Origin of the sequence: Marinobacter sp. DSM 26671 (assembly GCF_900112835.1) — a bacterium.
GTDB classification, from domain to species: Bacteria; Pseudomonadota; Gammaproteobacteria; order Pseudomonadales; family Oleiphilaceae; genus Marinobacter; species Marinobacter flavimaris.
In genome coordinates this window covers 1-22,092 of record NZ_FONF01000005.1, presented here as the reverse complement: position 1 = coordinate 22,092, position 22,092 = coordinate 1, and the positions used below count along the sequence as shown (strand labels likewise).

General features: G+C 59.5%; 21 protein-coding genes and 1 tRNA gene. 14 read left to right on the top strand and 8 right to left on the bottom strand.

All coding sequences use genetic code 11. The features are described from left to right. Nucleotides 1–10 precede the first annotated feature (10 nt). The 8 genes from BM035_RS06895 to BM035_RS06860 all read left to right on the top strand — a co-directional run bounded on the left by BM035_RS06895 (nucleotide 11) and on the right by BM035_RS06860 (nucleotide 7,426). Nucleotides 11–1,348 (top strand): acetyl-CoA C-acetyltransferase, encoded by a 1,338-nt coding sequence (locus BM035_RS06895; RefSeq protein ID WP_075267570.1) that lies wholly within the window; start codon nucleotides 11–13, stop codon nucleotides 1,346–1,348. Between the two features lie 99 nt (nucleotides 1,349–1,447). Further along, a tRNA-Met gene (locus tag BM035_RS06890) sits at nucleotides 1,448–1,524 on the top strand. A gap of 224 nt (nucleotides 1,525–1,748) precedes the next feature. Further along, nucleotides 1,749–1,940, top strand: a complete 192-nt coding sequence (locus BM035_RS06885) for a hypothetical protein (RefSeq protein ID WP_053112515.1) — start codon at nucleotides 1,749–1,751, stop codon at nucleotides 1,938–1,940. 12 nt (nucleotides 1,941–1,952) lie between these two features. Next, a complete protein-coding gene (locus tag BM035_RS06880; RefSeq protein ID WP_053112513.1) occupies nucleotides 1,953–2,225 on the top strand; it encodes a DUF5676 family membrane protein in 273 nt (90 codons plus the stop codon). Nucleotides 2,226–2,267: 42 nt separating this feature from the next. Next, nucleotides 2,268–3,449 carry a Na+/H+ antiporter NhaA gene (gene nhaA, locus BM035_RS06875; RefSeq protein WP_227507797.1) on the top strand — a complete coding sequence of 394 codons (1,182 nt, stop codon included), beginning with the start codon at nucleotides 2,268–2,270 and terminating at the stop codon, nucleotides 3,447–3,449. Between the two features lie 102 nt (nucleotides 3,450–3,551). Then, nucleotides 3,552–6,098: an alpha-glucan family phosphorylase gene (gene glgP, locus BM035_RS06870; RefSeq protein WP_092030846.1), complete on the top strand. Its 2,547-nt coding sequence runs from the start codon at nucleotides 3,552–3,554 to the stop codon at nucleotides 6,096–6,098. Between the two features lie 75 nt (nucleotides 6,099–6,173). Further along, the gene (locus BM035_RS06865) at nucleotides 6,174–6,845 is read left to right on the top strand and encodes a DUF998 domain-containing protein (RefSeq protein ID WP_053112512.1); all 672 of its coding nucleotides are present in this window, start codon (nucleotides 6,174–6,176) and stop codon (nucleotides 6,843–6,845) included. A 74-nt stretch (nucleotides 6,846–6,919) separates the two neighbouring features. Then, a complete protein-coding gene (locus BM035_RS06860; protein WP_008177429.1) occupies nucleotides 6,920–7,426 on the top strand; it encodes a phosphoketolase family protein in 507 nt (168 codons plus the stop codon). 66 nt (nucleotides 7,427–7,492) lie between these two features. On the opposite strand, the gene BM035_RS06855 is transcribed toward BM035_RS06860, so the two are convergent. From BM035_RS06855 to BM035_RS06845, 3 genes are all read right to left on the bottom strand, one after another. Continuing rightward, nucleotides 7,493–8,731, bottom strand: coding sequence for an SAM-dependent methyltransferase (locus BM035_RS06855; protein WP_008177432.1), 1,239 nt, complete (start codon nucleotides 8,729–8,731; stop codon nucleotides 7,493–7,495). 129 nt (nucleotides 8,732–8,860) lie between these two features. After that, nucleotides 8,861–9,196 (bottom strand): hypothetical protein, encoded by a 336-nt coding sequence (locus BM035_RS22890; RefSeq protein ID WP_039882193.1) that lies wholly within the window; start codon nucleotides 9,194–9,196, stop codon nucleotides 8,861–8,863. Nucleotides 9,197–9,395: 199 nt separating this feature from the next. Next, nucleotides 9,396–10,403: a hypothetical protein gene (locus BM035_RS06845; protein ID WP_008177437.1), complete on the bottom strand. Its 1,008-nt coding sequence runs from the start codon at nucleotides 10,401–10,403 to the stop codon at nucleotides 9,396–9,398. Nucleotides 10,404–10,694: 291 nt separating this feature from the next. On the opposite strand from BM035_RS06845, the gene BM035_RS06840 reads away from it, so the two are divergent. Both BM035_RS06840 and BM035_RS06835 read left to right on the top strand, forming a co-directional pair. After that, nucleotides 10,695–12,344, top strand: coding sequence for an autotransporter assembly complex protein TamA (locus BM035_RS06840; RefSeq protein ID WP_008177438.1), 1,650 nt, complete (start codon nucleotides 10,695–10,697; stop codon nucleotides 12,342–12,344). After that, entirely contained in the window at nucleotides 12,341–16,102 is a 3,762-nt protein-coding gene (locus BM035_RS06835) for a translocation/assembly module TamB domain-containing protein (protein ID WP_254775408.1), read from the top strand. Before BM035_RS06840 ends, BM035_RS06835 begins: the two co-directional genes overlap by 4 nt. Nucleotides 16,103–16,104: 2 nt before the next feature. Here BM035_RS06835 and BM035_RS06830 read toward each other — a convergent pair whose 3' ends face one another. The 3 genes from BM035_RS06830 to BM035_RS06820 are packed head-to-tail and all read right to left on the bottom strand — an operon-like array spanning nucleotide 16,105 to nucleotide 18,569. Continuing rightward, complete coding sequence (locus BM035_RS06830) at nucleotides 16,105–16,809, bottom strand: SIMPL domain-containing protein (RefSeq protein ID WP_014577645.1); 705 nt, start codon at nucleotides 16,807–16,809, stop codon at nucleotides 16,105–16,107. Nucleotides 16,810–16,840: 31 nt separating this feature from the next. Beyond that, a complete protein-coding gene (locus tag BM035_RS06825; protein ID WP_008177443.1) occupies nucleotides 16,841–17,575 on the bottom strand; it encodes a gamma-glutamyl-gamma-aminobutyrate hydrolase family protein in 735 nt (244 codons plus the stop codon). Next, nucleotides 17,568–18,569, bottom strand: a complete 1,002-nt coding sequence (locus BM035_RS06820; protein ID WP_053112503.1) for an amidoligase family protein — start codon at nucleotides 18,567–18,569, stop codon at nucleotides 17,568–17,570. Before BM035_RS06820 ends, BM035_RS06825 begins: the two co-directional genes overlap by 8 nt. Before the next feature lie 215 nt (nucleotides 18,570–18,784). On the opposite strand from BM035_RS06820, the gene lexA reads away from it, so the two are divergent. Together lexA and BM035_RS06810 are read left to right on the top strand one after the other, a co-directional pair. Continuing rightward, the gene (gene lexA / locus BM035_RS06815; RefSeq protein ID WP_008177448.1) at nucleotides 18,785–19,396 is read left to right on the top strand and encodes a transcriptional repressor LexA; all 612 of its coding nucleotides are present in this window, start codon (nucleotides 18,785–18,787) and stop codon (nucleotides 19,394–19,396) included. Nucleotides 19,397–19,438: 42 nt separating this feature from the next. Next, on the top strand, nucleotides 19,439–19,930 hold the full coding sequence (locus tag BM035_RS06810) for a cell division inhibitor SulA (RefSeq protein WP_053112501.1): 492 nt from the start codon (nucleotides 19,439–19,441) through the stop codon (nucleotides 19,928–19,930). A gap of 4 nt (nucleotides 19,931–19,934) precedes the next feature. On the opposite strand, the gene BM035_RS06805 is transcribed toward BM035_RS06810, so the two are convergent. Both BM035_RS06805 and BM035_RS06800 read right to left on the bottom strand, forming a co-directional pair. Further along, nucleotides 19,935–20,195 (bottom strand): hypothetical protein, encoded by a 261-nt coding sequence (locus BM035_RS06805; protein ID WP_008177453.1) that lies wholly within the window; start codon nucleotides 20,193–20,195, stop codon nucleotides 19,935–19,937. 51 nt (nucleotides 20,196–20,246) lie between these two features. After that, the gene (locus BM035_RS06800; RefSeq protein ID WP_008177455.1) at nucleotides 20,247–20,759 is read right to left on the bottom strand and encodes a DUF6586 family protein; all 513 of its coding nucleotides are present in this window, start codon (nucleotides 20,757–20,759) and stop codon (nucleotides 20,247–20,249) included. Between the two features lie 224 nt (nucleotides 20,760–20,983). Here BM035_RS06800 and BM035_RS06795 point away from each other — a divergent pair, with 224 nt between their 5' ends. Together BM035_RS06795 and BM035_RS22885 are read left to right on the top strand one after the other, a co-directional pair. After that, nucleotides 20,984–21,787 carry a DUF1329 domain-containing protein gene (locus BM035_RS06795; protein ID WP_254775406.1) on the top strand — a complete coding sequence of 268 codons (804 nt, stop codon included), beginning with the start codon at nucleotides 20,984–20,986 and terminating at the stop codon, nucleotides 21,785–21,787. Between the two features lie 114 nt (nucleotides 21,788–21,901). Next, nucleotides 21,902–22,092 (top strand): helix-turn-helix domain-containing protein (locus tag BM035_RS22885; protein ID WP_441295077.1); only part of this gene is annotated, 191 nt, incomplete at its 3' end.

Sequence of the window (22,092 nt, the reverse complement as noted above, 5' to 3'; positions counted from 1 at the left end):
TGGATTGATCATGGCAGAAGCATCGAAAACTCCACGCAAGAAAACCGCTACTTCAAAAAAGACCAGCACAGCCCCTTCGGGTATTCGCCGCGTAGCAGTGCTGGGTGGTAACCGGGTTCCGTTTGCGCGGTCCAATACCGCCTACAGCAAGATCAGTAACCAGGAGTTGCTGACATCCGCGCTGCGGGGGCTGGTGGATCGGTACAGTCTTCAGGGCAAGCGCCTCGGGGAAGTGGCGGCAGGGGCGGTGATCAAGCATTCCCGGGATTTTAACCTTACCCGGGAGTCGGCGATGAGTTGTGGTCTGGCGCCGGAGACACCGGCTTATGATATTCAGCTGGCCTGCGGGACGGGGCTGGAGGCAGCCATTCTGGTGGCCAACAGGATTGCCCTGGGGCAGATCGAATGTGGTATTGCCGGTGGTACCGATACCACGTCCGATGCGCCGATTGGTGTAAGCGAGGGGCTTCGGGAGATTCTGCTGGATCTGAACCGGGCCAAAACCACCGGCGAGCGGTTGAAGATTCTGGCGCGGTTCCGGCCCGCGCACCTCGTGCCCTTGGTTCCGGAGAACCGGGAGCCTCGCACCGGCATGTCCATGGGGGAGCATGCCCAGGTGATGGCCAGGGAGTGGGACATTCCCCGGGAAGATCAGGACAGGCTGGCCTGGGAGAGTCATCAGAAGCTTGCCAAGGCCTATGAAGAGGGGTTCTTTAAAGATTTGCTGACGCCGCTGGCGGGGCTGGACAAGGACAATATTCTGCGGCCGGATACAACCCTTGAGAAGCTGGCGACGCTCAAGCCGGTGTTTGACCGGGACAACGGCACCATGACGGCGGCCAACAGCACGGCGCTGACTGATGGCGCCTCCTGCGTGCTGCTGGCCAGTGAGGAGTGGGCGAAAGAGAATAACCATGAGGTGAAGGCGTGGCTGACGTTCTCCGAGGTGGCAGCGGTGGATTTTGTGGACAAGAAAGAGGGGCTGCTGATGGCGCCAGCTTACGCCGTACCCCGGATGCTGGAAAAAGCGGGGCTGACACTTCAGGATTTCGATTTCTACGAGATCCACGAAGCCTTCGCCTCGCAGGTGCTGTGTACTCTGAAAGCCTGGCAGGATCCCGCCTTCTGCAAGGACCGTCTGGGGCTGGACAAGCCGGTGGGCAGCATCGACCGGGACAAACTCAATGTAAAAGGTAGCAGCCTGGCCACCGGCCATCCGTTCGCCGCCACCGGCGGGCGCATCATTGCGACCCTGGCCAAGTTGCTGGAGGAAAAGGGCAGTGGCCGCGGCCTGATCTCCATCTGCACCGCAGGCGGGCAGGGGGTAACAGCGATTCTGGAGCGGTAAGTTTCCGGAAAACCGGAACTTTCCTTTGACAGTGCCAGGCTCAGCCCTTATCATGCTCGCCACGTTGATCAGGGGCTCCCTGAGCAACAACCAGTTTGATGCGGGGTAGAGCAGTCTGGTAGCTCGTCGGGCTCATAACCCGGAGGTCGTTGGTTCGAATCCAGCCCCCGCTACCATCTAAGAGAAAGGCAGATCAGTAAGCTACTGGTCTGCCTTTTTTATTTGTCCGCAGAAAGTTTCCCATTCCTGACTTGATTGAGGTCAAATCCCGATCCGGTTCGCTCCAATAATTCAGGTTGAACTCAGGTGACTGTGGTTTGCTTATCTCGCTGGAGATGCATGCCCGCTCCGGAGATCACACAATGGCAGTCGGGCGCAACCGCAGACGGAGGAGGGTTATATGGAATGGTTAGCGGAAAACTGGTTCTGGGTGGTTATCGGCATCCTGTTCGTGGCCATGCACATGTTCGGTCACGGTGGGCATGGTGGTCACGGCGGAGGCGGGCACGGCGGACATGGCGCGTCCGACAAGACGGACAAGCCGGACAAACCGGACAGCAATCAGGACCGACCCTCGGGTCATCGCCATTGATGGGAGTGGAACATGCTTAACACGAAACTGGTTACCTGGGCGCTGGGGTTGTTCGCAGCGGTCACCTTCATTGTCTGCGTTATCTATGGACTGGTAACGCCCCAAAGCCTGCATATGCATGCGTTTCTTGAGCAGGTATTGCCGGGATTCAAGTGGCTGACCTGGTGGGGATTTGTGGTCGGCCTGATTGAGAGTTTCCTATATGGCGCCTATGCCGGGCTGGTGTTCTGCCCGATCTACAATCGACTTCACCGTTACTTCGATGCCAAGCAAAGTGGGGACTGAGTTCGTGCCTGCCCGGATTGCGAGCACGTCGGGGGGGTGCCGGTGAGTTCCGGTGCTTCGTCGCGCCTGCAGCTCATCGCGGGCCTGATGACGCTCGCGGCGATGCTGCTTGCGCTGCTGATCGACAATTCTCCCGCGCAAGCCTGGTATGACATAGTCCACCATTTACCGGTGTCCTTGCGCGTGGGTGAGTTTGCCATCGACAAGCCAATCATCCTCTGGATCAATGATGGGCTGATGGTATTCTTTTTCCTGCTCATTGCCCTGGAGCTGAAACGTGAGGTGCTGGAAGGGCAACTGGCGACACCCAAGGCGATTGCCACACCCGGTTTCGCCGCCCTGGGTGGCATGGCTGTCCCTGCGCTGATCTACACAGCGTTCAACGCCGGCGATCCGGAGGCCATGCGCGGCTGGGCGATTCCCGCCGCAACCGACGCGGTGCTGGCGCTGACCGTGCTGGTACTGCTTGGCCCGCGTGTGCCGGTCTCGCTCAAGGTGTTTCTGACGGCGGTCGCGATTTTCGACGACCTGGGGGCAATCGTCATCATCGCGTTGTTCTATACGGAGCAGCTTGCCACAACATCACTGGTGCTGGCGGCCCTGGGGATTGTGGCCCTGGTAACGCTCAATATCTTCAAGGTCACGCGTACCGGGGCTTACGTCGTCGTGGGTGTGTTTCTCTGGGTCGCAGTGCTTAAGTCCGGCGTTCACGCGACGCTCGCCGGGGTGGCCATAGGTCTTGCGATTCCCATGCGGGCCAGACAGGGCGCTCGCTCTTTCTCGCCGCTGAAAGATGCGGAACAGGCGCTTCAGCCGTGGGTGGCGCTCGGCGTGGTACCGATCTTCGCGTTCTTCAACTCGGGCATTGTGCTAACGCTGGCGAGTGCAGCCACGCTTGCCTCTCCGACGTCGCTGGGGATCTTGCTAGGGCTGTTCGCCGGGAAACCGCTGGGTATTTTTGGCTTCACCTGGCTTGCGGTGCGACTCGGGGTGGCAAGACTTCCAGAGTCGGTGAGTTGGGGCCAGCTCGCCGGCGTGGCCCTTGTCGCCGGCATCGGTTTCACTATGAGCCTGTTCATCGCCGGCCTCGCCTTTCCCGATCCGGAGGTATTTCGCAATGCCCGTCTCAGTGTGATTGCAGGCTCGCTGCTGTCGGCGGTTGTCGGCGTGGTGGTCCTGATGAAGACCACGCAACCGCGGTTTAATCCCCCGGAGCACAACTGACCCTGGCAGGGGCACCACTCTGGTGAGCCGCGGCGCAGGTGAGCGGCGGCGCAAGGGCTATCAACGGGCGCAGGCCCCGGTCTTAATAAGGAAGGAGACCCCATGAACAATGAAACCCCTGTCAGCCAGCTGCTATACGGCCCGCTGCATACGGATGTCGAGGGATTTGATGCCCTGGCCGAGCTGGCCCTGGATATGCGTTCGTCATGGAATCATGCGACCGACCAGGTGTGGCGGCAGCTGGATCCCGAGTTGTGGCAAGCCACACGTAACCCCTGGGTCGTTCTGCAGACGGTCTCGCGGGAGAAGCTCCAGGGACTTCTGGCCGATCCGGCGTTCCGTAAAGACGTCGGGGACCTGGTGCAGGCCAGGCGAGATGCCGCTCGGGCGCCGGCGTGGTTTCAGCAAACCTACCCGCGGCCGCCTTTAACCTGTGCCGCTTATTTCAGCATGGAGTTCATGCTGAGCGAGGCCCTGCCCATTTATTCCGGCGGGCTGGGCAACGTGGCGGGCGATCAGCTCAAGGCCGCCAGCGATCTGGGTGTTCCGGTGATTGGCGTGGGGCTTCTCTACCAGCAAGGCTATTTTCGCCAGCTGATCGACCGGGACGGTGCACAGCAGGCGCTTTACCCGTATAACGATCCCGGCCAGTTGCCAATCATGCCGTTGCGTCATTCCAACGGGGAGTGGCTGCGGATACAGCTCGGCCTGCCCGGCCACCCGATCTGGCTGCGCGCCTGGCAGGTCCAGGTGGGCCGTGTGAAGCTTTACCTCCTGGACAGCAACGATGCGGCGAACTACCCGCCGTACCGGGGAATAACCAGTGAGCTTTACGGGGGCGCGCCGGATCAACGCCTGATGCAGGAGGTGATCCTCGGGATTGGCGGCTGGCGGTTGCTCGCCGCGCTCGGTATCGAACCGGAAGTCTGCCACCTGAACGAAGGGCATGCGGCTCTGGCCGTGCTGGAGCGCGCCCGCCACTTCATGCAGCGGACCGGTCAGCCGTTCGGCGTTGCGCTGGCCGCCACGCGCGCGGGCAATCTCTTCACCACCCACACGGCGGTGGCCGCTGGCTTCGACCGTTTCCCACCAGGCCTCATCGAGCACTGCCTGGGTGGCTACGCAAGCAACCAGCTCGGCATTACGCTCGACGATTTGCTGGCGCTGGGCCGCCGGAATCCGGACGATCCGGCCGAGGATTTCAATATGGCGTACCTGGCGATCCGCGGCAGCGGGGCGGTGAATGGCGTAAGTCGCCTGCACGGCAAGGTGAGCCGGCACCTGTTTGCGCCGCTGTTCCCGCGCTGGCCCGTGGATGAGGTGCCGGTTACGCACGTGACCAACGGCGTTCACATGCCGACCTGGGACTCGGCGGCGGCGGATGATCTTTGGACCGAGGCCTGTGGCAAGGAACGCTGGCTGGGGACCACGGAAACCCATGAGCAGCACATTCGCGCCCTCTCTGACGCCCGTCTCTGGCAATTCCGCACGGCGGCCAGTAAGGCGTTGGTTGACTACGTCCGTGATCGATTGTCCCGGCAACTGGCCGCCTCCGGCGAGGCGCCCGAGGCCGCTGATACTGCGAACCAGCTGTTTGATCCCGGGGTATTGACGCTGGGTTTTGCCCGCCGCTTCGCCACCTATAAGAGGCCGAACCTGCTGCTGCATGACCCGGAGCGCCTGCTGCGCCTGCTGACTGACCCGCAGCGCCCGGTGCAGCTCATTATGGCCGGCAAGGCTCATCCGCAGGACCGGGCGGGCCAGGCCCTGATCCGGCAATGGATGCAATTCATCCAGCGGCCCGAGGTGCGCGCCCGTGTGATCTTCCTGAGCGACTATGACATGCACTTGGGTGAGCACCTGGTGCAGGGCGTGGATGTCTGGCTCAACACGCCGCGCCGGCCCTGGGAGGCGAGTGGCACCAGTGGCATGAAGGTGCTTGTCAATGGTGGTATCAATCTGTCGGAATTGGACGGCTGGTGGGCGGAAGCCTACACTCCGGATGTGGGCTGGGCACTGGGGGACGGCCAGGAACATGGCGATGATCCGTTCCGGGATGCGGCTGAAGCCGATGCGCTGTACGACCTGCTCGAACGCGAAGTGATCCCCGAGTTCTATACGCGTGATGAACAAGGCATTCCCTCCGCCTGGGTGAACCGGATGCGCGAGAGCATGGCGCGGTTGACACCGCGCTTTTCTACCAACCGTACGGTGCGCGAATACACCGAGCAACACTACCTCCCGGCTGCCGCTGCATACCGTGAGCGGGCCGCTGGCAAAGGGGGAGTCGGCGCGGAACTGGTTGAATGGCGGCACGCGCTGGATCACAAATGGGCCGCGATACGCTTCGGCGACGTTGAGGTCGAGCCTGACGGTGAACAACACCTCTTCGAGGTTCAGGTCTACCTCGGAGACCTTGATCCGGAGGCCGTGCGGGTTGAGCTCTACGCCGACGGCAGGGACGGTAGCGCACCTGAACGGGTGGAGATGCAGCGCCTGCGGCAACCGACGGACGGCGAAAGCGGCTACAGCTATCGCGCAGCAGCCCCTGCGGCCCGCCCGGCGACAGACTATACCGCGCGACTCATGCCGCATCACAATGGTGTGGCGATCCCCCTGGAAGCTGCTCACATCCTTTGGCAACGGTGAGCGGGCGGGTATCGCGCATCCAGGAAGATCGCGAGTCGGGTTGGTGTCCTGGCGCGCAGGAGACACTCAGGAGAGATGAAAGCACGTATGACCAGGGAACACAGGTTTTCATGGCCGGTGCGCAGGCTTGCGCTGCTGGGGCTGGCGGGGGTTGCGGTGTTCGGGGCGGCAATTATCGCCCTGCACCTGACCGGCAGCGGGGTCGACTGGACCAGCGATTATGTCAGCGACCTGGCTAACCAGCCGTTTGGCTGGCTGTTCATGGTTGGCGCCTTCGTGCATGGCTGGGGTAACCTGGCGCTGACCCTGGCCCTGCGCGGCGCGCTGCGCCCGGGGCCGCTGCGGACCTGGTCGGTACTGCTGTTCGGCCTGGCCGCGGTCGGTATCCTGCTGGCGGCGTTGTTTCCCATCGAGGCACCCGGCCAGGCGCCGAACCTGCCCGGGCAGATACACCGGGGGGCAGCCAGCCTGGCGTTTGCACTGGAACTCGCCGCGCTGTTCGTGTTTTCAGCGGCCTTTCGCCGTCAGCTCGACTGGCGCCGCCAGCGCGCCGCCTCGCTGGTGCTGTCGGTGATCGCGGCGACGGCGGTGACGGCGTTCGTGATCGCCATTCAACTGGATATCGCGCCGGGCCTGGCGGAGCGTGTCGCGCTGGCGGTTTTCCTGGTCTGGGAAGTTTGGGCTTGCCTGCAGGTCATCCGGCCGCAACAGAAACCTGAGCCTGACCTGAAGCACTCCTATCCCTGACTTTGTGGAGGACCTGATCTTGAAAAACCTATACAAACCGAACAAGCCAGTGCCGGGCCGAGCCCGCCGGCGACGTGCCGACTCTGGAGATCCTGGCGGCGGTGGATATTCTGCGCCGCCACCTGCCCGAGCTCAGGGTGCGTGTGATCAACGTGGTGGATCTCATGACCCTGCAGGACCAGGCGGAACACCCGAACGGGCTGTCACACAAGGACTTCGACACCCTGTTCACGACCGATAAACCGATCATCTTCGCCTATCACGGGTATCCCTGGCTGATCCATCGCCTGACCTACCGGCGCACCAATCACAAGAACCTCCACGTGCGTGGCTACAAGGAGGAAGGCACCACCACGCCGTTCGACATGGTGGTGCGCAATGACATGGACCGTTTCCACCTGGTGGCGGATGTCATTGATCGGGTTCCGCAACTGGGGTCACGGGCCGCCTATCTCAAGCAATGGCTGCGTGACCGGCTGATCGAGCATCGGCATCACATCATCGAGCACGGCGTGGATATGCCGGAGATTACCCAATGGCGCTGGGGGGCAACCGCGGACCCCACCCGAAGTCAAGAATAATTCCCATGGCTACAGGCTCCCATGCCTGCAGCCAATAACGCTCGTCGCTGCGGAAAAGCCGGGTCGCTACTCCCGGCTTAACTCCACCTGCATCACATTGATACCTCCGGCGCGAAACATACCGGCACAGCTGGCCAGGTAAAACCGCCACTTTCGCACGAACATCTCGCTGTACCCGAGCGCCCGTATCGCCGGTATCTGTTCGTCGACGTTCGCCAGCCACTTTTCCAGCGTAATGGCGTAATCCTGCCCGAATTCGAACACATCGTTCACCACCAGGCCGCTATCGGCGGCAACAGCTTCAAAACGCTTTCTGGAAGGCAGCATACCACCGGGGAAAATATGTTCCCTCAAAAAGTCGTTGCCGGAGCGATATCGCTCAAATCGCTCCTCGGCAATGGTAATGGTCTGTATCATTGCCTTGCCGCCAGGTCTCAGGTAGTCGTGCACATCCCTCATGTAGGCGGGCCAGTACGATTCGCCAACGTGCTCAAACATCCCGATTGATACCAGGTAATCAAAGGGGCCGGACAGCTCCCGGTAGTCCTGTAAACGAACCTCGGCATTTTCCGCCAGTCCGGCGGACTCGAGTCGCTGGCGGGCATAATCCGCCTGTTCGCCGGACAGGGTCGCACCGGTCACATGGCATCCGTGTGTGGCTGCGATTTCCATGAAACCACCCCAGCCACAGCCTATTTCCAGAATGCGGCTTCCCGGTTCCGGTGCCAGTCGCTGAAGGATGCGTTCATATTTCGCTTTCTGGGCCTCGTAAAGCGAGAGGGACGTATTGCCGTCAAACAGGGCGCAGGAGTATGTCATGCTCCGGTCCAGCCAGAGCTGATAAAAGTCGTTGCCTAAATCATAGTGCTCCTGGACGTTCTTACGGCTGCGTTTCAGTGTATTGGAAGACAACCGGTGCCTGCACCAGTGCCATAACCTGAGCCATACGCTGGTGTGCAAAACCCGATCAAAAACAACGATATTGCCTGCGGCGAGGCGCATCAGGGCAAGCAAGTCGGGTGTGGACCATTTGCCTGCCATGTAGTCTTCGCCCAATCCCACGTCACCGTGGGTGATCAGGTGATCGATGACATCCCACTGCAGCAATGCCATTTCCGCATGCACACCGTCTTGTTTTCCTTCATGGCGGGTCGTCTTTCCATCCGGCCATGTAAGCGATAACGAACCGAACTGAAGAGATTTCAGCGCCTGCAGGAAAAGATTACGGTGAATTGCGCTCGTCTTTCCCGTTGGCTTTTCCCGGGACCCCAGGTGCCCGCCTTCCGGCAAGGATTCCCTGCTCATGCCTTTCCATCCTTACGCTGTTCCCAGCAAGTTTCAGTGGGTTAAAAAGTAGGTGGACTATCATTTATTAGGCAACTGCTGTTCGTCAAACCTTATCGGAAACTGGGACGCTTGCAGGAGTTACCGGAACTATGGAAGTCTTTTCCGGCCATCCGGACGTACTCCTGTATTTCCGGATGATCTTGGCTTACTTCGGCCCGGATCGATATCCAGGTTCACCAGGGCGCCCCTGTCGGCCAGGGAGTTGCCCAGGGTGCGATAACCCCCGGTGAGCTCATGCTCCACCGGGCACAGCGGATCCTCCAGCCATAAACCGACCCGGGCATTGCGGGCCATGGGGCCGCCCTCGACCAGATCCGGTCGGGACTGGGTGCCGGGCGGGCCGGGGATGTGGCCGCGGAAGGAAACCAGCGAGCGCGCGTTGCTTATCCGCTTCGCGGGCGCTGGCCAGTGCGCTGTGTTCATCCAGCGCCACAATCGCGTTGATGGCAGGGTTCTGGTCCCGGATTCTTTCCAGTAAGGCGGTAATCAGTGCCTCGCTGGTCAGGGTGCCGGCCTCCAGTTGTTTCAGGAGCTCATGGGCCGGCTGATAATGAGTCGGGGTGTCTTGTACATCCATGGATGTTCTCTTTTTTTGTTGGTCTTAAGGCCTGTCGCCAGCGAGTCACGGCAGCTCTGATCGCCAGTGTTTTACGTTCACCTGGTCCTTGACTGCGTCGATGATTTCGATAATCAGGTTAATCAAGGCCTCGTTCTGGGCTTCGTCGGCTTTCACTTCACCGGGTGTCGGCAGGAAAACATTCACGATGTCTTCAATGAAGGCGTGATTGGAGGCTGAAGCCAGGTCTTCGAGGATCTGGTGGATGACATGGGCAACGATGTCGCCGACCGCTTCTTCCAGGGTTTCCTGAATGGTGGGGCCCACCACCGGAAGATATTTCAGTCGTGACAGTTCCAGGTTCTGTTTGAGGGCATTATCCACTGTGTCTTCCAGGTAGCTCCTGAGGGCTCCGCGATTGGGTACGTAGCCTTCCTGGGCCGCCTCGGCAACCCGTTTGGAAATCCAGTCGGAGAGCATGTCCCGTCGGGGATAGAGAATGTCCTTCTGGATCTTGTCAAACAGCGGAGAGCCCAGTTTGACCTCCTGCTGCACGCCGCTCAGCACCTTCAGCACAATGCGATCAGAGAGCTCTTCCATAAAGGCTTCGTAATAGAAATTTACGAAGCGGTAGATCTTGGTGTTCGTAACGTCAATGATCTTGTACTGGTGCAGTCGATAGATGATGGAGATCACACGGAGGATACGGAGGAAACGCAGGCTTCCCACCGGAATACAGCCCACCAGGTCATACCAGTGAATAAACGGGTAGAAGTACCAGCGGTCGTAGATTTTTGCCTTGATGGCGTAACCCCAGCGGACGAAGAACTCGGTCAGGAATATGCTGACGAAGATCAGATCGTAAAAGATGAAGCGTTCATGGATGGGGTGGTAGGCCGACTGTATGGCCGGAGCATGCTCTTTCAGCAGATTCTGAACGGCTACAAAGTTATAGATCGAGTCCCAGATGATGAACGCCAGGTTGATGATCAGCAGGCCCAGCATCAGGAAATCAATGATGAACCAGACAAGCTGGTGGCTGGATTTCAGGTTTTCTCGATTTATCTTCAGCATTCGCCAGGGTCCGGTCTGTTGCTAAGTATCTGACAGGTTAGCTTATTTCAACGCCACAAACGACTCGCCCTTGAGCCGCTCAGGGCAGTCCGAAAGGCCAACCATGGATTAACTTGACCGTCTGCCATTAAACTCCCACGCTTGAACGGAAATCCTTCTTGTTACCACCAACACTGAAATAGCCGGATGCTATCAATCTATCAAGTCGTGAATTCGGGCCGGGTCCGGCTTTTGATCTTGTTGCTCTGCTGGCTGCCGTCGTGGGTTTGCGCGCAACAGGTCGTCGTGAACATGGAGGGAGACTACCCGGATCTGAAATCAAATGCCCAGGCGTTTATCGGGGAGGTTGAAGGCCGCAGTGCCAGTAATCTCAGGCGTTATGCCCCCACGGCCGTTGGTCAGGCCGAGGAGGCATTGCGGGCGCTCGGGTATTACAGCCCGTTGATTGATTGGCGGATTGAAGAGGGTGGTTCCGACACAACGGCAACGCTCGTTCTGTCCATTACACCGGGGGAGCCGGTGCGAGTTACGTCCCGGACCGTGGAGATCAGGGGGGCAGCTGCGTCAGATGAACGGTTTAACGCCGATCTGCCAGAGCACCCGGCGGAAGGCGACATTCTCAACCACGGTCAATATGCCAGCCTGCGAGACACCATCCAGACCCGTGCCCGACGGCGTGGCTATTTCGACGGCACATTTGTTACCCGTACCCTGGAAGTGGATCCGGCAACCCGAAGCGCTGCGGTTACGCTTATCTATGATAGCGGCGAAAGGTACCGGCTCGGAGAGGTAACCTTTGCCGAGGGACACTGGTTCGAGATCGGTCTACTGGAGCAGTTCGTTTCTTTCGAGCCAGGTATACCCTTCCATGCTGATGAAGTAGCAAGGCTCAACCGGGATCTCCTGAACAGCGGCTATTTCAGCAGTGTTGATATCGATGCCTCACCGGGTAGTGCCGAGGACGGCGTGATTCCGGTCCGCGTTGATCTCACCCGGCGCGAGGCCCGCTCTGTGGCGGCGGGCGTGGGGTTTTCGACCGATGTCGGACCCAGGTTCCGTGGAAACTGGCGGGAACACTGGATCAATCCCATGGGGCACAAGCGGGGCGCCGAGACAGAACTCTCGGTACCCAGGCAGAACCTGAGTACCTGGTACGAGCTGCCCCTGGATCCGCCCATGACCGACCTGATCCGCCTGAGCGCCGGTTACCAGCGCGAGGACATCGAGAATGTGGAATCGGAACTTCTGAGCCTGGGGCAGCAGTGGCAGCATCAGTTGGATAACGGCTGGCTACAGATATTGTCGCTGCGTTGGGAAGGTGAGCGCTTTAACATCGGCAATGACGAGAAAGGCACAAGCACACTCCTGCTGCCCGGTGCGGGATACTCGAAAATACACACGGACTCGCCACTGGACCCATCCCGGGGCTATCGCCTGCAGTTCGATGTTACCGGTTCGCATCGGGCGGCGCTGTCCGATGTGGATATCCTTCATGTAAACGCACTGGTCAAGGGGCTGTTTACGCTGGCGGACAAGCACCGGTTTCTGGGCCGTCTGCAGGCGGGGGCTGTGGCAACCAACCGGTTTGAAGATGTACCTCCATCCCTGCGTTTCTTCGCTGGCGGTGACCAGAGTGTGCGAGGGTATGGCTATGAAACCCTGTCGCCAGAGAATGATAACGGCGTGCCGGTGGGCGGACGCTTCCTGATGGTTGGCAGTGCCGAGTATCAGTATCAGTTTGCGGACAAATGGCGTGCCGCCATGTTCGTCGACCACGGCAACGCGATCAACAATCCGAGCGACCCGCTGGCCACCGGCGCTGGTGTCGGCATACGCTGGATCAGCCCGGTCGGGCCGTTGAGGCTGGACATCGCCAAAGGGTTGGATCGTGAATTTGGCGGGGATTGGCGCATTCACTTTTCCATGGGGCCTGAGCTGTGACGAGGACACCGGAAACTTCGGACGACAGGCCGCACAAGCCATCGGCACGCCCGCGCCGCCTCCGGTTTTGGCTGTTGGTAGGGCTGGCGGTATTGATTCTCGTGCCTGTCCTTGTGGTGGCCGCTGTTTTGCTGGCCCTGCGCTCTGAGACGGGAACCGCCTGGGTTATAGAACAGGTGCCAGGGCTTCAGGTGGAAAATGACCGGGGATCTCTGTTTGGTCGGTGGCAGGCCGACCACTTGCAATGGCGTGGTTACGGGGTCGAAGTGGTCGTTGAGTCGCCACTCGTGGACTGGTCCCCTTCCTGTCTGTTCCGAAAACAGCTCTGTATTGAGAATCTGGAAGCAGAGACGCTCGAAGTCTCGCAGTTGCCCCCGGCGGACAAAGCCGAAGGCGGGAGCCCCATTACACTGCCAGGCGTGGACCTGCCGCTGGCGCTGAATATCAGTGGCGTCCGGCTCGGGCCTTTTACCTTCAACGGCAACAGAGTCTGGGACCGGTTTGAGCTGGACGCCGGAGGGTCGGGCGCCGCCTGGAACATAAAGCGCGCCTGGTATCAGCTGGGTGAGTACACGGTGTCCGCCGCTGGCCGGATAGAAACCCGCCGGGACTGGCCTGTCAATCTGGAAGTCAAAGCGGACATCCCGCCGCCTTATGGAGACGAGTGGCTTCTCGACGCCCGGCTCTCCGGCAGCGTTCGGGACCTGATGGTCGCTGCATCCAGCCGTGGCTACCTGGATGCTGAACTCTCGGGGGAAGTCGAGCCGCTCGATCCGGCCCTGCCGGCACAGTTGAGGCTAACCTCGGATCAGTTCCGCGCAGCGCAGGCGCTGCCGGAGACCCTTGTGTTCAATGATTGGTCTGTGGACGCCAGGGGTAGCCTTCAGCAGGGTTTTCGCACCCGGGGGCAAGCTACGCTTCCGGGCACGACAGGCCCGGTACGGCTGACGCTGGAGGGCCTGGCGACGACTCGTGCGGCGGAGAACATCCGGATCGAGTTGGCCGCAGACAAGGAGAATGGTGCAGGGCAAGACACTGTGGTGGCCAATGGCAATGTCTCCTGGAGCGAGGGCCTCGAAGCCAGTGCCGACATCCGTTTGCGCGGATTTCCCTGGTATACGCTGATCCCGGGCTTTGAGCCGCCAGTGGTAACCCTTCGTTCCCTGGATGGCACCGTGTCCTGGCGTGAGGGGAACTACCATGCAGAGCTTCAAGCCGGTGTCGAGGGTCCCCAGGGCAACGCGGAACTGACCACCACGGTGGATGGCGATGCCGGGCAGACCACACTGACCAACCTGACCGTCAGCACAGGCGCCGGGTCTCTTACCGGCAACGGCTCGGTGAACTTTTCCGGGCCGCTTTCCTGGCAGGCGGCCTTGCGCCTGAAGGACTTCAATCCCGGTTATTGGGTACCTGTACTGGAAGCCAGTCTCAGCGGTGATGTGACGACCGAGGGACAACTCGGGGATGGACCGGTACCTGCCATGAATGCCGGATGGGATCTTGAGGGCGACTGGCGTTCCAATCCCGCGTCTCTGCAGGGACGGCTAGATACCTCATCAGGCAGTTGGGAGCTATCCGACCTGCAGTTGTTGGTGGGTGACAACCGTATTGAGGGTAGCGGTACCTGGGGCGACGTTCTGCGTGGTGATCTGGCTCTGAACCTGCCCGCGCCGGAAATTGTCCTGCCTGGCCTGACGGGGAATCTGCAAGCCACTCTGACGGCGGAGGGAACACCAGAGCGCCCGAGGGGCGAGCTGAGTGCAAGTGGCAAAAACCTGGGCTGGCAGGATAAGCTCGCCATTGAAACCCTCAGTCTTGAGGCCGATCTGCAGGACGGCATGCGCCTTGTCAGCCGTTTGCAGGCGGAGAACCTCAACGGGTTCGGGCAAGAGCTTGAAACGCTCACTCTGGAAGCCAATGGCACCCAGGGAAAGCACACCGTGAGCATCGGTGCACGTCATGCCGAGGCTGACCTTGAGCTGGTTTTCGCAGGAGAGGCCGGCGCTGACTGGAGAACCTGGCAGGGAGAGCTGTCCCGCGGCCTGATTGACCTTCCGGAACAGTCCCAGCAATGGCGGCTTCAGGCCCCGGCGACCCTGGCATACAAAGCCGATGGTGAGCTCACATTTGGCAATCATTGCTGGCGCTGGGAGGAGAGTACGGTTTGTGCCGAGGACCAGACACTGCTCCCGGTTCCCCGCATTGCCTATCGTATCGACCGCTTCCCAACCGTTGCCCTCGCTCCCTTGCTGCCAGAGACGTTACGCTGGGACGGTTGGATCAACGGAGAGGTTGATTTCACCACAACCGACGACGGCCCGGACGGACGCGTTTTCCTGGACGCCGGTGAAGGACAATTCCAGTTGCTGGTGGACGGCGAGTGGGAGTCACTCGCCTACAATACCCTGACAACCGAGGTCGGCCTGAAGCCGAGACAAGCCGACCTTGCGGTCCGTCTTTCCGGACCCGAGCTTGGCGATTTCACGCTGGATATGAACCTGGATCCGAACTCGGACGACCGTAGCGTTGAGGGTTCCTTCAGTCTCGAGGGTCTGGATATTGCCCTTGCAGGATTGCTTTCCGGACTGGACGAAGTTGCCGGTCGGGTGAACGGCCAGGGCCTGCTCTCCGGCCCGCTGATGAACCCGGCGGTGACCGGCGAACTGCACCTGGTGAATGGACGAGTTTCCGATCCCCGCTTGCCGGTACCAATCGAGGAAGTGATCGCCAGCGTTCAGTTTGGCGGTTACTCGGCCGAGATCAGTGGCAGGATCCGGAGCAATGCGCGAAGCCAGACCATTGTGGATGGGGAAATCGACTGGCAACAGTCTCCCCGGGGGGAAATCACGATTTCCGGCAGCCGTGTGCCATTCAACCTGGAGCCTTATGCGCAGCTTGAGGTGGAGCCGGATCTGACCATCGTTTTCAGTGAGGGGGCCCTGGAGGTATCCGGACAGGTCGGAGTGCCAAGAGGCGATATCGAGATACAGGGTTTGCCGGACCAGGCCGTGTCGGTCTCGGAGGATGAGGTCATTGTCGGCGTGGAACGGGAAGAGCCCGTTGTCCGATCGCTGAATATGGATGTGACCGTGGTTGTTGGAGAAGATCAGGTGACTTTTGCCGCCTTCGGCGTGACCGGTGATCTGGAGGGATCTCTTCGCATTGGCAATGACATGGATACCCGTGGCACGCTCCAACTGGTCAATGGCCAGTATGAAGCCTATGGTCAGGAGCTCAAGCTCAGGCGGGCAAGACTGTTGTTCGTGGGCAACCTTACCCAACCCTACCTGGACATCGAGGCCGTCCGCACCGTGGATACCGTCGTGGCCGGTATTCGTCTGACCGGCCCTGTGCAGTCGCCCCAGACGGAAGTATTCTCCAACCCCGACATGCCTCAGACGGAGGCGCTTTCCTATGTCATTCTTGGCCGGGCGCCCCAGAGCCGGGGTGATGAGGGCCAGATGAGCCGGGCGGCGCTGTCCCTGGGACTGACCCAGGCCAACAAGGTGACGGGGCAAATTGGCGAAGAGTTCGGTATTCGCCAGCTCACCCTGGAAGCGGAGGGTTCCGGCGATCAGACCTCGGTGGTGGCGAGCGGGTATCTGACGGATGAGCTGAGTGTCCGCTACGGTGTCGGCATCTTCGAGCCGATCACCACGGTCGCTCTGCGCTACGATCTGGGCCGTTACTTCTATCTGGAGGCTGCCAGCGGGCTGGCGGCCTCCCTGGATATCTTCTACACCCGGGATTTCTGAGTTCAGTCCAGCTCGAAGGTGGCGCTCACTGAGGCCCGGATTTCCCGCTCACCCACGCTCGAGACCGTATCCGACATGGATTTGGCCTCCGCCATCATCATTGGTACCGGGCGGTGCCCGCCATTGATGTTGATGGTGACTACATCACCACAGCTCTGGTCGAGCTGACTGGCCACGAATCGGCAGCGGGCCTGGGCGTCTGCGATGGCTCTGGCCAGTGCTTCCTGTTCCATACCGGTCTCATCCGAGTGGAAGAACTGGTGAGGGCCCAGGTGGTAATCCAGGCCCACAGCCTGGGCCTGCTGGAGCAGGGGGTTGAGCAGAGTAAGATCACTGATGCTGAAGCTGACGGTCTGGGAGGCGACGGCCTGCTTGCGGGGCTGCTCCTCTCTTTCAGATGCGGGCAGAGTTCGGGTGTAAAGGTTTACCGACGCGTCTGAGTAATCATTGAGCTGATCCTGATACTCGGTAATACCCTCGCGCCACTGCGCCATCAGGGCCGCTACCCGTTCGGTGGCCTTCTGGGGAAGCTCGTGCTCGGCACTGGCTGTGAACTGGAGTCTGGCGCTGTCGGGCTCGTATCGGACACTGCCCTCGCCAGTGAGCGTAACTTCACCTGCCATTGTCAGAGCAGGTACTGTGAGCGCGAGAGGGAGAATAAAACCGGACTTCAGGTTTAAACGGAGCTTTCGGTTCCGTCCGTTCATGGTAGTGCCTCCTTTGGAAACCGTTAATGGATCAGGCGTCGTCGGAATCCGGTTCCAGGCGCGCCAGTTTGTATCGGCGGGCAGCATCCACGAACTGGCCAAAGATGCGTCGGTGTCCGCCATGGTAGAGCAGGTATTCCGGGTGCCATTGGATGCCCGTTAGCCATTGGCGTCCGGTGCTTTCAATAGCCTGTACAAACAGATCATTGTCCACGGCGGTCACGCGCAGGTTGCGGCCCAGGCGCTTGATGGCCTGGCTGTGAATCCGGTTGGCGCCGATCACCGGGGAGCGCATGGCTTGCTCAAGCCGGCTGTGCGTTACCAGTCGCACGGTTTGCAGGGGCAAGAGCAGTGGGCGATGCCGGGTATTGACCCTCAGCGGTGTCACGTTCTGGCACAGGGACCCGCCGTGGAAAACGTTGATGAACTGGGCGCCGCGGCAAATCCCGAGCACGGGAATGCCAATGGCTTCAGCCTGCTCAAGCAGTGACTGATCGGTTTTATCCCGCTTGCGGTCATAGTTGGCGGTAACCTGTGGCTCCTGCCCATAACGTTCAGGATGGACGTGGGTGCCGCCTGACAGCACCAGGCCATCAAGCATCGGTACGGCAACCCGTGAACCGGGGCGAATATAGTGGGTCCGGGCACCGTGGAGGCGCAGACCCAGGCTGATCAGGCGATGGGCAAGGCTTTTTCGAGCGGGACCACTGATGCCGATCGTCAGGCCCGGAACCTCAAGTTCCTGTTCTTTGGACTCTTCAGACATACCCGTTTTTGGCCAGCCAGTCGTCAGTGGTTTCCCGCCAGCTGTGGGTCAGGTTGTGAAGATTCAGTTTGCGGCGCTCCCGGAACAGTTGCCGCATGTCGGCCAGGTCGTCGGGATTGTTGGCCAGTTGCTCCAGGACGACCCAGTCGTTCCAAACGGTTGAGAAATGCCAGCCGGGATTGTCGATGTCGCAATCCGGCAACCGGTAATGCAGGGTTGGCCTGCTTTTTATCCTGGGATCCTGAACATGGCGTTCCAGCCGTTCCTTGTCCAGGTGGGCAAACAGTGGAAGCAGGTCAAGCGCGCGATTGCGGGTAGGATTGAACTCCAGGTAATCCTCCATGAGCTCCCCGAGGTTTGGTTGATAGTTATCCTCCATCAGGAGCTCGGTGTAGCGGCCGTGCCAGGGTTCGATGTACGTAGTGAATTTGCGGCTGACGTCCAGTTGATGCCGGTGCTTGAGCCATTCATACAGGGCCGCGAACGCCTGGAAGTAACGAACCAGGGTCTCCGGGCTGAGGTCGGGCAACTCGGGATTAAGCTGCAGGCCAAACGCAAAATAGATGGCGTCCCGGCTGCCCAGTGCCCCGGCGTTCCTGAGCTTGTCGACGAGCGTTTCAATCACCTCGACGCTGGAAAACTTCAGGGGTGGGCTTATGATCTCAAGGGGTACCACGCGTTCGGCCGCGGCGTCGATCACATCCATCGCCTGTCCACCGAGTTCACGAATGGACTCGGGGAGGCGCTCATCCGCCAGATCAAGATCCTTGATCGGATCGGAATCAAGCTCAACCGTGAAGTCGCCAAGAGCTGTCTGCAAGGTTGTCACATAGCGTGACTTGAGCTCAGGTGTGCCCTCCAGCATCTTCGCCGCCAATGTAACCAGCTCATCGTAGCCCAGACCAGACAGTTCGATCTCGACGCCAACCCGGCGTTCCTTCCCTTCGTTCGTCTCTAGGATTTCAGGCATCCTGCAGGCACTGACTTGAGTCATGGTGCTCCCTGGTTCGTGAGGAATATTGCCCTAACCATATCACACCGCTGTTGATCCTCATTATTAAGCGGATGCAAGAAAATCAGGGAGCCGACTTTACACTGGATAAAACACTGTATATAGTCAGTTTACTGTATAAAAAAACAGGGCCACCGGAGCCACTCTTACGAGAGGCTGATGTTTGCAGCGGCCCGATCCCGATATAGCGGAGTAGCTTGATGAAGCTGACAGCAAGGCAGTCCCAGGTACTGGATATTATTCGCCGATACGTCGACGAGACCGGCTATCCGCCAACCCGTGCTGAAATCGCAGCAGAACTGGGCTTCCGTTCGGCCAACGCCGCGGAAGAACATCTCCGGGCATTGGCAAGGAAAGGTGCCATCGAGATGGTGCCGGGAGCGAGCCGCGGCATCCGTCTGCCTGAGGCGGAAGAGGATCTGGGCCTCCCGGTCATTGGTCAGGTCGCTGCCGGTAGTCCGATCCTTGCTCAGGAGCACATCGAGGACCACTGCACACTGCAGCCAGAATTCTTTTCGCCGTCTGCAGATTATCTTCTGCGGGTCCGGGGCATGAGCATGAAAGACATCGGTATTCTCGATGGCGACCTGCTGGCAGTTCACAGTACCCAGGATGTTCACAACGGCCAGGTGGTTGTTGCCCGGGTTGGCGATGAGGTCACGGTAAAGCGTTTCCGCAAGGAAGGCTCGAAAGTCTACCTGATTGCCGAAAACGAAGAATTCGCACCGATCGAAGTGGACCTGACCGAACAGGAGCTGTTCATCGAGGGTCTGGGTGTTGGTGTTATCCGCCGCTCTGACCTGCACTGAGCGGTTCGGATAGCCTCAGATAGTTTGAATAACGGGTGAATTATGGAACAAATGAGCTTTAATCAGAATCTGGCCTACAACCCCAATGCTCTGTCCTGTTCAGTGTCGGCAACCGCCGCCCGCGAGCGACGTTCCGTCATTCGCGCCCGACGCGCTCCGGAAACCACCGAACCCAAAGTCTGTGGCAATGTGACGGAGATCATTCTGCCGGAAGGCCAGGTAGAAAATTTCCAGCTGCTGTTGCCAATGCTGACCCAGCTGAATCAAGAGAAGCGCTGGCTGGCCTGGATCGACCCGCCCCAGGCGCTGGTTAGCAAGTGGCAAAAAATGCACGGGATTGTCGCCGGCGAATTGCTGGTGCTGCGTTCAACACCGGACTATCCTGCCCAGGACCTGGCAGAGCGAGCCCTCAGTGCCGGCACCTGTCACGCTGTGGTCATGTGGACCCGTAAACTGGGGCGAGTTGCCTTCGAATCCCTGCAAAGAGCCTCGGCCGAGGGCAATAGCCACGGCGTCGTTCTCAGGCAGCGTTAACCGATCAATGCAAAGTGTAGGAGGGCTGGGCGTCTGAGGCGTCCAGTTCGTCATCTTCCCAGTCGATATCGTGGGCAACATTGCCTACAGCCTCAATGCCAGCTGCAATCATGGCTTTGGCAACCGACATATCCCGATCTTCCATCATTTCCCGGGCTTCTTCCGAAAAAGAGATTTTTACCAGTGGCGCACTGTCATCATCAATGCGGCGCAGAGCGTAATCGCCATTGGTCAATTGCACGATTTCAAAAAACGATGGTGACATTCAATAAACCTTCAAGTTAATACGATTTGAATAACCGGAGCTGGGAGTGGCTTACCACTCGCTGTGCTGCTCTTCCAGATCGTCGGCAAAATGTTTGACGGCGGTCAGCGTTTTCATCAAAGCAGCCGACGATCGATCCGGGCCGGAATCGGCCGATACCGCAATGATGTTTTCCTCGCTCACGGTTTTTTTGGTCGCCGGGGGTCTGCTTTGGGCGCGCTCGAGTTGCTCCAGATGGTTCCACCAACTCCCGGATCGCTGTTCCAGCTCCTTCAGGCGGCCAACTTCACTCGGTTCTGGCCCGATAAGAGCGACCAGCTCATCAAGGGTTGAAGGCTCCTCTGATTTTCTCTGGTATAGCCTCGCAACCATGACCAGCAACAGTTTTCGAGACCGCAGAAGCAGCTCGATCGCCCCCTGAATAGCGGCCTCCCGGCGCAGCGCCTGTTCCGCCTCGTTGGGACGTTGTTCCTGAGCCTCGTCTGTGGGCCGGTCGAGTGGCTGAAGCAGCGTGCGGGCGAGAAAGAGCTTTTGAGAAACCAGTGAGTGCCATTGCGAGGCCATGGAATACCTTCAATCCCCCAGCGCGGGTGTAACCCCGAAAAATTAATTCGTCACTATATCATTTTCGCTATCAAATTTCTTCCATTCTCTGTGCGGTGAGGTTTCACAATAAAACACAAACATTCACTTGAAACGACCGTTTGAATTTGGCAAAAAGGCGCCCGGCTGTGCGAGTTCTGCTCGTGGCGGCGACCCAACAGCATGAATTTCTGGAGGTGTAAGGGATGCGAAGCCAACTCGTTGCAGGTGTCGCACTGGTTTTTCTCGGGTTTTCCGGACAGGCCCTGTCCAAGGTCACGGCCGCCGAGGCCGAGCGGCTGGGTGGTGAATTGACCCCGGTCGGAGCCGAAAAGGCGGGCAACCGCTCAGGCAGCATACCCGAATGGACCGGAGGTTTGGCCACGCCGCCGGACGGCTGGCGTGAGGGGCAAGTGGAAATTAACCCGTTTCCCGAAGATGAGGCTCTTTTCGTTATTACCTCCAACAATCTGGAGCTATACAGGGACAAGCTTTCAGACGGCCACATTGCCATGCTGGAGAATTATGGGCCTGACTTCTTCATGCCGGTTTACCAGACCCGACGGACTGCCGCGTTTCCCGACCACGTCTACGACAAATTTCGTGAGAACGCGCTGACAGCTCAGTTGCTGGACAACGGTAACGGCGTTCGCGACACCATCATGACCAGTCCCTTCCCGATTCCAAAAAATGGTCTGGAGGTTATCTGGAACCATATCCTTCGCTATCGGGGCGAAGAAATTTCCCTGCGTAGTGCCTCTGCAACGCCCCAGAGGGATGGCTCCTACAACCCGGTGGTCAATGATTACGACTACTTCTTCGCATACAGCCAGAGGGGCGCGGAGCTGGCGGAAATCGATAACAAGATTTTTTACCTGAAGACGGACACTGTCTCACCGTCGTCACTGGCCGGCACCATCACGCTGGTGCATGAAACGCTTGACCAGGTGCGGTCGCCGCGTCTTGCGTGGCGGTACGATTCCGGTTCTGTTAGTGGCCAATTAAAATGACCCACTACTGGCCATTAATTTTGACCCACCCCCGGGTGGCCGTCAGGCCACAGAACCAGCTACTGTCCCCCGCTTTTATCCATGGCCGGGGGCATGTCAGTGAAGGAGTGGGTTGTGATACACAAGATCAAGGCACTGCACGATAACGGCAAAGGGCTGTCGATCCGCGCCATCAGTCAGGAACTGGGGTTGTCCCGCAATACCGTTCGCAAGTACCTGCGGATGGAGGTGGATGCGATTTCAGAACGGTTTGCAGACCCCTCGCGGAGCAAGCGACTCGATGATCACCGGGATTATCTGGTGCA

Bases quoted from the DNA above. Each gene is read 5' to 3' on its own strand.
- BM035_RS06895 (WP_075267570.1), top strand. From the start codon at position 11: ATGGCAGAAGCATCGAAAACTCCACGCAAGAAAACCGCTACTTCAAAA.
- BM035_RS06885 (WP_053112515.1), top strand. From the start codon at position 1,749: ATGGAATGGTTAGCGGAAAACTGGTTCTGGGTGGTTATCGGCATCCTG.
- BM035_RS06880 (WP_053112513.1), top strand. From the start codon at position 1,953: ATGCTTAACACGAAACTGGTTACCTGGGCGCTGGGGTTGTTCGCAGCG.
- glgP (WP_092030846.1), top strand. From the start codon at position 3,552: ATGAACAATGAAACCCCTGTCAGCCAGCTGCTATACGGCCCGCTGCAT.
- BM035_RS06865 (WP_053112512.1), top strand. From the start codon at position 6,174: ATGAAAGCACGTATGACCAGGGAACACAGGTTTTCATGGCCGGTGCGC.
- BM035_RS06855 (WP_008177432.1), bottom strand. From the start codon at position 8,731: ATGAGCAGGGAATCCTTGCCGGAAGGCGGGCACCTGGGGTCCCGGGAA.
- BM035_RS22890 (WP_039882193.1), bottom strand. From the start codon at position 9,196: ATGAACACAGCGCACTGGCCAGCGCCCGCGAAGCGGATAAGCAACGCG.
- BM035_RS06845 (WP_008177437.1), bottom strand. From the start codon at position 10,403: ATGCTGAAGATAAATCGAGAAAACCTGAAATCCAGCCACCAGCTTGTC.
- BM035_RS06840 (WP_008177438.1), top strand. From the start codon at position 10,695: ATGGAGGGAGACTACCCGGATCTGAAATCAAATGCCCAGGCGTTTATC.
- BM035_RS06830 (WP_014577645.1), bottom strand. From the start codon at position 16,809: ATGAACGGACGGAACCGAAAGCTCCGTTTAAACCTGAAGTCCGGTTTT.
- BM035_RS06825 (WP_008177443.1), bottom strand. From the start codon at position 17,575: ATGTCTGAAGAGTCCAAAGAACAGGAACTTGAGGTTCCGGGCCTGACG.
- BM035_RS06820 (WP_053112503.1), bottom strand. From the start codon at position 18,569: ATGACTCAAGTCAGTGCCTGCAGGATGCCTGAAATCCTAGAGACGAAC.
- BM035_RS06810 (WP_053112501.1), top strand. From the start codon at position 19,439: ATGGAACAAATGAGCTTTAATCAGAATCTGGCCTACAACCCCAATGCT.
- BM035_RS06805 (WP_008177453.1), bottom strand. From the start codon at position 20,195: ATGTCACCATCGTTTTTTGAAATCGTGCAATTGACCAATGGCGATTAC.
- BM035_RS06800 (WP_008177455.1), bottom strand. From the start codon at position 20,759: ATGGCCTCGCAATGGCACTCACTGGTTTCTCAAAAGCTCTTTCTCGCC.
- BM035_RS06795 (WP_254775406.1), top strand. From the start codon at position 20,984: ATGCGAAGCCAACTCGTTGCAGGTGTCGCACTGGTTTTTCTCGGGTTT.